The sequence below is a fragment of the Collinsella aerofaciens genome (assembly GCF_028209625.1).
Lineage (GTDB): Bacteria > Actinomycetota > Coriobacteriia > Coriobacteriales > Coriobacteriaceae > Collinsella > Collinsella aerofaciens_AM.
The window spans coordinates 61,385-72,929 of record NZ_JAQLDU010000008.1; the positions used below are offsets into that span (position 1 = coordinate 61,385).

At 60.3% G+C, this 11,545-nt stretch carries 9 protein-coding genes; 5 read left to right on the forward strand and 4 right to left on the reverse strand.

Going from position 1 to position 11,545, the window contains the following annotated elements; genetic code table 11:
* Window positions 1-262 precede the first annotated feature (262 nt).
* Window positions 263-2,563, forward strand: a complete 2,301-nt coding sequence (locus PMW70_RS05335) for a hydratase (protein WP_271744089.1) — start codon at window positions 263-265, stop codon at window positions 2,561-2,563.
* 263 nt (window positions 2,564-2,826) lie between these two features.
* Here PMW70_RS05335 and PMW70_RS05340 read toward each other — a convergent pair whose 3' ends face one another.
* Window positions 2,827-3,495 (reverse strand): hypothetical protein, encoded by a 669-nt coding sequence (locus PMW70_RS05340; protein WP_117806535.1) that lies wholly within the window; start codon window positions 3,493-3,495, stop codon window positions 2,827-2,829.
* A 234-nt stretch (window positions 3,496-3,729) separates the two neighbouring features.
* On the opposite strand from PMW70_RS05340, the gene PMW70_RS05345 reads away from it, so the two are divergent.
* The 4 genes from PMW70_RS05345 to PMW70_RS05360 all read left to right on the forward strand — a co-directional run bounded on the left by PMW70_RS05345 (window position 3,730) and on the right by PMW70_RS05360 (window position 7,801).
* On the forward strand, window positions 3,730-4,134 hold the full coding sequence (locus PMW70_RS05345; RefSeq protein ID WP_271744090.1) for a hypothetical protein: 405 nt from the start codon (window positions 3,730-3,732) through the stop codon (window positions 4,132-4,134).
* Between the two features lie 60 nt (window positions 4,135-4,194).
* Window positions 4,195-4,401 (forward strand): hypothetical protein, encoded by a 207-nt coding sequence (locus PMW70_RS05350; protein WP_271744091.1) that lies wholly within the window; start codon window positions 4,195-4,197, stop codon window positions 4,399-4,401.
* A 446-nt stretch (window positions 4,402-4,847) separates the two neighbouring features.
* Window positions 4,848-7,475, forward strand: a complete 2,628-nt coding sequence (clpB, locus tag PMW70_RS05355; protein ID WP_271744092.1) for an ATP-dependent chaperone ClpB — start codon at window positions 4,848-4,850, stop codon at window positions 7,473-7,475.
* Between the two features lie 131 nt (window positions 7,476-7,606).
* On the forward strand, window positions 7,607-7,801 hold the full coding sequence (locus PMW70_RS05360; protein ID WP_232049598.1) for a hypothetical protein: 195 nt from the start codon (window positions 7,607-7,609) through the stop codon (window positions 7,799-7,801).
* A 132-nt stretch (window positions 7,802-7,933) separates the two neighbouring features.
* On the opposite strand, the gene PMW70_RS05365 is transcribed toward PMW70_RS05360, so the two are convergent.
* From PMW70_RS05365 to PMW70_RS05375, 3 genes are all read right to left on the reverse strand, one after another.
* A complete protein-coding gene (locus PMW70_RS05365; protein WP_271744093.1) occupies window positions 7,934-9,430 on the reverse strand; it encodes a hypothetical protein in 1,497 nt (498 codons plus the stop codon).
* 254 nt (window positions 9,431-9,684) lie between these two features.
* A complete protein-coding gene (locus tag PMW70_RS05370; protein ID WP_271744094.1) occupies window positions 9,685-10,638 on the reverse strand; it encodes a DUF5692 family protein in 954 nt (317 codons plus the stop codon).
* A gap of 116 nt (window positions 10,639-10,754) precedes the next feature.
* Window positions 10,755-11,417, reverse strand: coding sequence for a TetR/AcrR family transcriptional regulator (locus tag PMW70_RS05375; RefSeq protein ID WP_271744095.1), 663 nt, complete (start codon window positions 11,415-11,417; stop codon window positions 10,755-10,757).
* Between the last annotated feature and the right edge of the window lie 128 nt (window positions 11,418-11,545).

The window sequence follows — 11,545 nt, forward strand, 5'->3', positions numbered from 1 at the left end:
TTGGGGACAGACTTAAATGAGTGCCCGCAGAATGAGAGTGGATAATCTCCCGTTTTTGGCCTGTTTGCAGGCTCAAAGTGGGAGATTATCCACTCTCGTCATTTCGGCGTCTAAGTCTGCCCCCGGCACCTAACTCGTTCTTTGCTTTACTGAGATAAAGTGAACGTGCAGATTCGTAACCCACTCGCAACCGTTCTATGGCACGATATTGAACGAATGTATGCTATGCGCCCAAATCGTTTTGGGCAGAGTGGGAGACAGTATGGTCAAGCTGTACGAGGACGGCATCTACCTGCGCGGCGGCAGCGAGGTTGTGCCTGCGGCCGAGGCTGCCGAGCGCGGTATTACGCAGACGCCCGAGGATGCCAAGCGCGGCACCATCGCGTATTCGATCCTCCAGGCACACAATACGTCCGGAGATCCCGAGGCACTCAAGATTCGCTTCGACGCCATGGCGAGCCACGACATCACCTTTGTCGGCATCATCCAGACGGCGCGCGCCTCGGGCATGGAGCAGTTCCCGCTGCCTTACGTGCTCACCAACTGCCATAACTCGCTGTGCGCCGTGGGCGGCACCATCAACGAGGACGACCACGTCTTTGGCCTCTCGGCTGCCAAGAAGTACGGCGGCATCTTCGTTCCGCCGCACATCGCCGTCATCCACTCCTTTATGCGTGAGAACTTCGCCGGCTGCGGCAAGATGATCCTAGGTTCCGACTCGCACACCCGCTATGGTGCCCTGGGTACCATGGCCGTGGGCGAGGGCGGCGGCGAGTTGGCAAAGCAGCTGCTGCGCGACACCTACGATGTCGCCTATCCCGGCGTCGTGGCCATCTACCTCACGGGCGCCCCGCGCCCCGGCGTCGGCCCGCACGATGTGGCGCTCGCCATTATCCGCGCCGTCTTTGCCAAGGGCTATGTCAAGAACAAGGTCATGGAGTTCGTGGGCCCCGGCATCGCGAGCATGACGACCGACTACCGCAACGGCGTCGACGTCATGACCACCGAGACCACCTGCCTTTCCTCCATCTGGGCAACCGACGACGACACGCACGCGTTTTTGACCATGCACGGCCGTGGCGACGACTACCGCGAGCTCAAGCCCGCCGATGTCGCCTACTACGACGGCTGCGTCGAGGTCGACCTGTCGAGCATCAAGCCTATGATCGCGCTGCCGTTCCATCCTTCCAACGGCTCTGAGATCGACGAGCTCAACGAGAACCTCGAGGACATCCTGCACGAGGTTGAGCTCGAGGCCGCCAAGATCGGCGAGGGCAAGACACACTTTAGTCTGCTCGACAAGATCGTCGACGGCAAGCTGCACGTGCAGCAGGGCGTTATCGCCGGCTGCTCGGGCGGCAACTACGACTCCGTGGTTCAGGCTGCCCGCGTGCTCAAGGGCGCCAACACCGGCTGCGGCGAGTTCTCGCTGTCGGTCTATCCCACGAGCCAGCCCGTGGCACTCGAGCTTACACGCCGCGGCTATATCTACGACCTTATGGAGGCCGGCGCGATCGTGCGCACGGCATTCTGCGGCCCGTGCTTCGGTGCCGGCGACACGCCCGCCAACAACGGCCTGTCGATCCGCCACACTACGCGCAACTTCCCCAACCGCGAGGGCTCCAAGCCGGGCAATGGCCAGCTGAGCGCCGTGGCTCTGATGGACGCCCGTTCCATTGCGGCGACGGCTGCCAACGGCGGCATCCTGACGCCGGCGACCGACCTGCCCGAGGACACCTGGGACGAGGCTTGCGAGTACACCTTCGACGACGCGCCGTACAAGAAGCGCGTGTACTGGGGCTTTGGCAAGGCGGAGCCTGCCGACGAGCTGGTCGAAGGCCCCAACATCAAGCCGTGGCCCGCGATGGAGCCTCTCGGCGACGACATTCTGCTCAAGGTGTGCTCCAAGATCATGGACCCGGTCACTACGACCGACGAGCTCATTCCTTCGGGCGAGACGAGCTCCTTCCGCTCCAACCCGCTGGGCCTGGCCGAGTTTACGCTGAGCCGCCGCGATCCGGCCTACGTCGGTCGTTCCAAGGAGGTCGACGCCGTGGAGAAGCGTCGCGTGGCCGGCGAGGCCGCGGGTGACCTGGCGGCGCTCGATGCCGAGCTTGCCGGCGTGTTTGAGGCACTGGCTGGCGCGGGTGTCGCGGCCGATGCCAAGGCGACCGAGTACGGCTCCATGCTCTATGCCAAGAAGCCGGGCGACGGTTCTGCCCGCGAGCAGGCCGCGAGCTGCCAGCGCGTGATCGGCGGCCTGGCCAACATCGTTCACGAGTACGCCACCAAGCGCTATCGCTCCAACGTGATGAACTGGGGCATGGTGCCCTTCCAGATGGAGGCCGAGCCCAGCTTTGAGGTGGGCGACTACGTCTTTGTGCCGGGCATCCGTGCCGCGCTCGATGGCGACCTAAAGGACATCGCCGCCTACGTGGTGCGCGCCGATGGTGCGGTCGAGCAGATTGTGCTCTACATTGCCGATATGACGGCCGAAGAACGTGCCATCGTCAAGGCCGGCTGTCTGATCAACTACAACAAGTTCAAGGCCGCTGCCGAGTAACTCTGCTGTACGCCCCTGCCACACCTTTCCCTCGTGCTCACGCGCTTCGCGAGGGTCGCCCGAGGGAAAGGTGTGGCCGGGGCTACCGCGATGTTCTCGTTGGGTCTTGAGGGACGCCAAAAATAGACTTGCTTGATGCCGCCTCTGCTATCGGGGCGGCTTCTTTTTGTCGAAAACCACCACAAAGGGGACAGGCACCTTTGTGGTGGTGGGGACTAGCTCGATGTTGTTGTGATCGTTGAGCGGCATGTTAATGGGCGTCCCTACAGGATTTCATCCAAGCCGGGAGTCTTGGTTGTTTTGGGGATGCCGAGTTTGGATGACGCGAAATCGTCAACATTGTCCTTAATTCCGTCTTTGGTGTAGACAGTGACTATATAGGTGCTGTGCCCAAATTCGCTCTTGTCGCGTATCGCCCAGGCCTGCCAGTAGGCAGCTCCGCCTCGCTCTCTGATTTTTCCAATGCGGCGGAGTTCTGTTCGCTTTAATTTCTGGTCGCTGTCGACGGTTCGGCCGACCTCATCGGTGAGCCCGCACTGTTCAAGCAGTTTGTCGAGGACTTGGTTCATGTGACGCTCATCGGTGTTTGGAGCATAGTCGTAAGCGAGGGTGATGGAGTCGAGTGGCTGGTCGTCGATCAAATAATTCATCGTCTGAGGTTCAAGGCTGAAATGGGGGAAGCATCCGTCAATCGTTCCGAGCAGCGGTAACATTGACCGCCAAATTCCGGTGGGAATTCCATCTTCGTAGAACACGCCGCGACAGATAAAGGAGAGCGAGGTGGCACGCGAGCCGGCGTCGACCATTCCGCATAAATCGAAGGGCGAGGCGATGCCAAGGGAAAAGGGCGTGGCGACGATAAGGAAGAGCATCACGATGGGTATGGCGAGAATGGCGATGACGTTGCGACCGGTGGAATGAGACGGCTTCATATGCGCTCCTCGAGACAAAGATCTGTTGAGGATAGGCAGAAATGGATATGTTCAGAGAACAATTCAAGTTTAATCTCATGGCGCGAGATGGTCGACCGTTAGCGTCGAAAACCACCACAAAGGTGCCTGTCCCCTTTGTGGTGGTGAGGAGCGCGCGGCTTCTTTTGGTAATAATGCTGGCTGGCGATATCATTAGTGCAGGTAGCGAAGGTTTGCGTTGCGAGGTGCTTTGCTGTGAGAAGTCCTGCCCGTATTGGATTGATTGTTTTGGCGCTTGCGATTACCGTGGTTGGCATGGGCACTGTCGGCATGGCGTTTCTACCTGCTGCGGTGACGGAGCCGGTGGTCAAGCCTGTGACTCAATCTGTCGAACTTCTGACCGGCGACGACAAGCCCGAGACCATTACCGTTGATTTTGATGAGCAGCCGGCTGTGCTGGGTATTAGCAATTATCCGCGTATTCAGCTTGGGGCCATGCGCTATACCACGGATACAAGCCTGATCGATAGGGCGTCCGAGCTACTCAAGGGCAAACCATTTAAGCGTTGGTACGGATATGCGTCCTATCGGGCAAAAGCGAACGACATGGTTGGCGGATGCCACTCTTCCATCGAGCTGGACACTGCAAACGGCGCATAGTTATGTGATGTCTCGTACGATCCGGGCTACGAGGGCAATGAGGGTCCGGGCATCTACATCATGGACGGCGATGTCGCCTATGTCATGGAGGGCGACCAGACCGAGCTCAACGATTTTATGGGTCAGTGTATCCAAGATGCCTATAAACAGACCTGCTTGCCTGACCCGCAGACTGCACGCGATAGTGGGTCTGCCCGTACATGGCTGTTCGAGGATGAGATGCCCTGGACCGTCGAATCGGGAAGTACGGGTTCGGCGAAGGAGTAGAGACCGCGACTACCACAAAGGTACCCGTCCCCTTTGTAGTAGTTCTCGGTTTGTCTCGATCTGTAACATCTTGGCCGCTAAAAGTGGGCCTGGTGTTACAGATTTAGATTTTCGACTCAGGTGTCTTCGTTCGTCTCGATTTGTAACAGTTAGACCCTAATTTGCCGAGTAGATGTTACAGATTGAGACAAACGGTTGCCGCTGGTCATTTCATCTTGATCCGTAACATCTAGGATCAAAAATGGCTGCTAGATGTTACAGATCGAGACGGTAGTGCGCCTGGGCAGCGGCGGGCTGACATCTCAGTACCCTATCCATCAATCACTCAGAAAATCTTATATATAGAGACTTAGATTTGTGTATAAGATCGCGCAAAGCTGGCAACAATACTTCTCGAACAACGTGAAGCCGCCCCGTAGGGCGGCCGCCCCAAGAGAGGTGATTCCATGAGAATCGATAAGCTAGCAATGACGTCGCGCGAGGCGCTGCAGACCGCCATGAGCACAGCTGCCGACGCGCAGGCCGGCGCGGTGGAGCCGATTCACCTGCTGTCCGCCCTGCTTGGTGCCGGCGAGCGCAATATCTCCGTGATCATCGAGCGCATCGGCGCCGATCCGGCCCAGCTTGCACGCTCCACACAAGATGCCATCGACCGCGCGCCCAAGGTTTCGGGCGAGGGCCAGCAGATGGGCCTTTCCAATGAGCTCGTCCGTGTCATCGAGAAGGCCGAGAAGAAGGCCACCAAGATGGGTGACAGCTTTGTGGTGACCGAGCATCTGCTGATGGCGCTTGCCGAGGACAAGGGCGAGGCTGGTCGTGTACTGCGTGACGCTGGCGTGACCAAGGAGCGCATCGAGCAGGTCTACGAGGAGCTGCGTGGCGATGACCGCGTGACGTCTGCCGAGGACAAGACCCAGTTTGAGGCGCTGGAGCAGTACGGTCGCAACATCTGCGATCTGGCCCGCGCCGGCAAGCTCGACCCGGTCATCGGCCGTACCGACGAGATCCGCCGTACCATCCAGGTTCTGTCCCGCCGCACCAAGAACAACCCCGTGCTCATCGGCGAGCCGGGCGTCGGCAAGACGGCCATCGTCGAGGGTATCGCCCAGCGTATCGTGGCCGGCGACGTGCCGAGCACCCTGCGCGACCGCGACCTCATCGAGCTCGACATGAGCGCGCTGGTCGCCGGCGCCAAGTATCGCGGCGAGTTCGAGGACCGCTTGAAGGCCGTGCTCAAGGAAGTGCAAAAGGCGCAAGGCAAGGTCATCCTGTTCATCGATGAGCTCCACACCATCGTGGGCGCGGGTGCCACCGAGGGCTCCATGGATGCCGGCAACATCCTCAAGCCGGCGCTCGCCCGTGGCGACTTGCACGCAATCGGCGCGACTACGCTCGACGAGTACCGCAAGTACATCGAGAAGGACGCGGCACTCGCCCGTCGTTTCCAGACCGTGATGGTCAGCGAGCCTACCGTCGAGGACACCATTTCAATCCTGCGTGGCCTCAAGGAGAAGTACGAGATCTTCCACGGCGTGCATATCACCGATAGTGCGCTCGTGGCAGCTGCCGACCTCTCCGATCGCTATATCGCCGACCGCTTCCTGCCCGACAAGGCCATCGACCTGGTCGATGAGGCGGCAAGCCGCTTGCGCATGGAGCTCGACAGCATGCCGGTCGAGATTGACGCCACCACGCGTCAGCTCACCCAGCTGCAGATCGAGGAACAGGCGCTCATGAAGGAGACCGACGACGCCTCCAAGGAGCGTCTGGAGGCCCTGCGCCAAGAGATTGCCGAGGTCCAAGAAAAGCTCAACGTGCAAAAGGCCGGCTGGCTCAACCAGAAGAACGCCATCGACCACGTGCAGGAGCTCAAGGGACAGCTCGACGAGGCCAAGAGCGAAGAGGAGCGTGCGACGCGCAACGGCGACCTGGGCCGTGCGTCCGAGCTGCGCTATTCCGTGATCCCGGGTCTGCAGCAGCAGATTCAGGATTCCGAGGCTGCGCTCGAGGCACAAAAGCAGCAGGACGGCGAGGGCCTCAACGAGCAGGTGACCTCCGATGAGATCGCCGAGGTCGTGAGCGCCTGGACCGGCGTGCCCGTGTCCAAGATGATGCAGGGCGAGCTCGACAAACTGAAGGGCTTGGAGGACGAGCTGCATAAGCGCGTCATCGGCCAGGAGGAGGCGGTCTCCGCCGTGGCCGCGGCCGTGCGCCGCAGCCGTGCGGGCCTCTCCGATCCGGACAAGCCCATCGGCAGCTTCTTCTTCCTGGGCCCCACCGGCGTGGGCAAGACCGAGCTCGCCAAGGCACTGGCCGAGTGCCTGTTCGACGACGAGCGCGCGCTCGTGCGTATCGACATGTCCGAGTACATGGAGAAGTTCAGCGTCCAGCGTCTGATCGGTGCGCCTCCGGGATATGTGGGTTACGACGAGGGTGGTCAGCTCACCGAGGCTGTGCGCCGTCGTCCGTACTCCGTGATCTTGCTCGACGAGATGGAGAAGGCTCATCCGGATGTCTTCAACGTGCTGCTGCAGGTGCTCGACGACGGCCGCCTGACTGATGGCCAAGGTCGCCAGGTGTCCTTCAAGAACACGATCATTATCATGACGTCCAACGTGGGCTCCAAGGCTATCGCCGAGCTTTCCGGCAAGGACGAGGAAGAGATGCGCCATCAGGTCGACGCGGCCATGGCTCAGACCTTCCGCCCCGAGTTCCTCAACCGTATCGACGATATCGTGGTGTTCCATCCGCTCGGCATGGCGCAGATTGAGAAGATCGTCGATATCCAGCTCGCCGATGTCCGCGCACGTCTGGCCAAGGAGCGCATGACGCTGGCCATCACCCCGGCGGCCAAGCAGATGCTCGCCGTGGGCGGCCTGGACCCGGTCTTTGGTGCCCGTCCGCTCAAGCGTCTCGTGCAGCGCGAGGTCGTGGATGCCATTGCCGCCGCTATCATCGACGGCACGGTGCGCGAGGGCGATCAGGTGACGGTCGATGTCGACAAGGACGGCGGCTTTACCGTCGTGTGCGACAACACGCCGGCGGCCACCTACGAAGTCCCCGACGCCGAGTAGATTTTGGGCCGGCTTTAAAACCGCCCCTCATCGCAAAACGCCAAGGGCGGCGGATCCAATCGGGTCCGCCGCCCTTTTTCGTGCGACAATCGATGGTGTTGAACGTGAGTACATGGCAAGGAGCTATGCAGATGACAGACAAGAACAAGACGAACACGCCGGCGACCGATGCCGCACCCGCCGCACCTAAGCCTGCGCCTAAACCGGCGCCCAAGCCGCGCGACCCCTATATCCGTGCCGAGAACGAGGATGACGACGGCTACGATCCTTATAGCGATCGTCGCCCCGAGCGCGAGCCGCTGTTCGAAGCCGACCCGTGGCGCTGAGCGCCACCCAAAAGGCCACTAATAAGTTGCGGTGAAATAGGGACTGTTTTGCGGTTTGACCAGCAAAAACAGTCCCTATTTCACCGCAACTGCGTTAGGGATGTGGGTGTTGGGCGGCTGTCTTCGAGCTGGCTAGTCCTGGGCCTTGATGCTCGGCAGGAGAATCTGGGCGAGGTAGTCGGTCTCGAGTTTGGTCGCGGCGTCTGCCTTGCCGTCTTTGCCGACCAGTACGTTCTTGATCTGGCTATAGGTGTAGCGGTTACCGGTCGTGAGCTCGACAAGCTCAATGGCCGTGTCCATGGGGTAGGTTGACACGGGATTCTGCGTCCGTCCGTTGATGGTCTGGGGCACCACGTACGGATAGACGGGGCCGCTGGCGTAGACGGTATAACCGTTGCCTAGATTGGCCGCACCCAAAACCGTATCGCCCTCATCGGGCGTAAAGCTCTCGCCCTCGCGCACCGCGACGAGCGTCACAATCGGCGTATCGCTGTCGCCGGCAAGATAGATGCATAGCGTGCTGCCATTTTGCCAAGTCTCGACCTTGCCGTACCACTCGACGGGGATATCGAGCTGGTAGAGGTCGGTTGCCTTGTGGCGAGCGTCAGCATCGCGGGCTGCCTGTGCCTTTTGCGCGCTCACGGCATTGACGGCGGCGTCGCGCCGCGCGGTTGCCGCCTGCTGGAGCACCTTGGCGGTGGCGGAGGAGCTCGCGCCTCCCTCCTCGGCATATTTGGCGGCGGCATCGATCTGGTCGTCGGTTACCGTGTCGGCCGAAGGCACCTTGAGCTTAAAGGTGACCTGGGCACTTAAATCCTGTCCATCGCTCTTAACGGTGACCTGCGTCTTGGTGGTCGGGACGGTATAGATGGTGCCGTCGGCCGCGATGGGGGAGGCAGCGATGGAGAGCGTGTAGTCACCGGGTAGTAGTTTGATGCCACGGCCGTGCTCGTCAACATAGAGTGTTTCGCTTACGGAGGATCCGTCAGAATCCTGGCCACTTACCTGTACGGGAATCTTGGAGCCGGTGGAACAGTCGAGCCCCGCGGCATGTACGCCAATCTGCACCGACATCATCGTGTGGGCATTGGCGGCGACAGCGGCAGCCTGCTCTTGCTGATATCCGTTCCAGGCAGCATAGCCTGCACCACCGGCGACGAGCGCGACGGCCACGACACCGGCGACCATCAGATTGCGGCGCTTGGGCGACATCTTGCGATGGCGAACCTCGGCCTCGCGTGCCGAGGGAACGGACGGCAGGGGAATATCGCCCATGGCGATGGTCTCGTCCACGGCTGGTGCGGAACCCAGGCCAGGAAGCTCGCGGGTCAGCGAATCCTCGGCCGGCAAGCTGTCGAGCAAGACGGTTTCCTCGCCCGTGTCGGATTCGGGCTGATTGCCGGCCTCGCTTTCGGTACCTTCGTGACCTGCCTCATCTTCGGCAGGCTCAACGTCGTCTGCATCCTGATCATCGGACTGCGCCTCGGCTTCCAGCTCATCCTGCACATCAACGCCCGAATCGTCAAACGCAATCTCATCGAGTGAAATCCGGTCTAAGCTCTCCAAGGCCTCAGCGCAAGCTTCTGCATCTTGGGTCGCATCCTCTTGGCCCATCGTCTCATCTTTCATATATCCCCCAAGCTCAATATCGGGACAACAATGTACCCAAAAACAAGGTCATATAGAGCTGTCAGGCGATCGGAAATCTGATTTTATCTGTGCGAGAGGTTTTGAATGTGTGTGCGAATGGAATATGTGCGTGAATGCGTGCAACAACAAAAAGCCCCGGAAAGCGGGCGAATCGCTTTCCGGGGCTGCGCATGACGCGCGATTGCGGTATCGGCTAAGTTTGCCTACATTCAAATGTGGACGGAATAAACATGTTACTCGGCGTGAGCGTAATCAACCTTGGCGCGGCGGGCGGTAGCCTTCTCCCAATCGCTGGTGCCCTCAAAGACATCCTGCTTGTAGGGATTGCGGCCGAGCTTCTTGGCACGGTAGGCGATGTAGATGATCGCGGCGATGTTGGCGACCAGTGCGGCGATCGAGACCGCGGTAGCGGCACTGGGGTCGAGCGTGGAGTGGGTTACAAAGATGGACTCCTCCTGGAAGTAGGGGAACACCTGGGCAAACATGCACCAAATGGCAAGCGTAAAGGCGCGATTCTGGATCCAGCCGCCCTTGTTCCAGATAAAGGCGGCGACGGTGGGCGCCAGCAGCAGCGCAAAGCCGCAGAACCAGGAGTGGGTGGGCAGGCAGTTGTAGGTGTAGCAGAAGTTCCAGATATCGTAGGCGATGATGTAGACCCAGGTCATGTCGGGCCACAGCATGTCGGTCTGATCCTCGGAGGCGTAGACGCTCCACCAACCGGTCATGCAGAAGATGTTGATGATACCGGCGATGCCGTTGAACACGTTGTTCCAGCCGGCAAGCTGCGTGGCGCCCTCGGAGGTGACCCAGGTGGACTCGCCCAGGACAAAGAAGTGATAGGCGCTCTCGAAGTCGGATACGACGGCGATCATGATGTTGATGGCAACGATCACAAACGGCCACGCGCGGAACCAATGCGCCTTGCCGATCTTGCCCCACTGGTACTTAATGGCAATGAAGCCCCAGCAACCGGCCAGCGCCGCGTATACCTTGGCGTAGTGGAACCAGCTGTTCTGGTACACATGGGTGGGGTTGGTGAGCGCCCACTCGGCGCCCTGTGAGACGCCGATGGCGATGGCGACGCAGTAGATGGTCATGGCAAGCGGAGCTACGCCAAAGATGATTGCCGCGCCCAGCTTGGTGCGGCGGCCGACCTCGTTGAGCACGATCAGGCCGATAAAGACCATCGCCCAGCCGACCCAGTGGATAGGGTATCGCTACCCCAGACATCGAACAGCATGCTGCTCTCCTTTCATGCGCCCGCGGCCCCTCTTCTGATCGCGGGCAGTTTGGCCAAATGTCGTCAGTTCTGGGGCTTGCGCTCCTGATACTTGGCGGTATAGCCCTCGATATGGAGCGTCGAGGCGATGATTTCCTTGACTGTCTCGTCGGGCACATCGGGGTGCGTGCGGATATACATCAGCAGCCCCATGATGAGGGTGTAGAACGTCTCGTAGACATGGTCGATGCGTAGCTCGTGATGGGCGACAAAATCCACCACGGTGGTATCGCAGATATACTGCGCCACGCGCTGGACCACGTTGTGCAAAAAGCCGCCGTAGAGCGCGCCGCTGCTCGAGGTGAGCGTGCTCGGCAACTCGTGGCCGCTCACGACCAGGCGCTTAAAGAGCGGAGCAACGGTGTCGAGTGCGCCTTCGATGTCGCCAACCGTGCGGCTGGCGTTCCACTGCTCGAGCTCGGCGATAAAGCCGTCGATTGCCTCGTCCATAACGGCGGTGACGGCGGCATCCATATCGGCAAAGTAGTGGTAGAACAGCGAACGCGTGCAGCCAGCCCGCTTGGTCACGGCCGATACCGAAAGATGGGACACACCAAGCTCGGCGCTCACGGCGCGCACAGCGGCGAGGATCTCGCGACGGCGCTCGTCGCCCGTCAGGCGTTTTGCCGCGCTATCGGATGCGGGGACGGCATCGACCACAGAGATATCTGCTGCGTTGTCGCCCATGTTTTGCCGCCTTTCATCCTCTTTTGCCTGACCGTTCGCCTAACAGTCTTGAATATTGTTGACGGTTCGTCAATACTGTTTTTGACACAATGTCAACAATAGCGGGTGAACGGCATGGGGGCATGTCG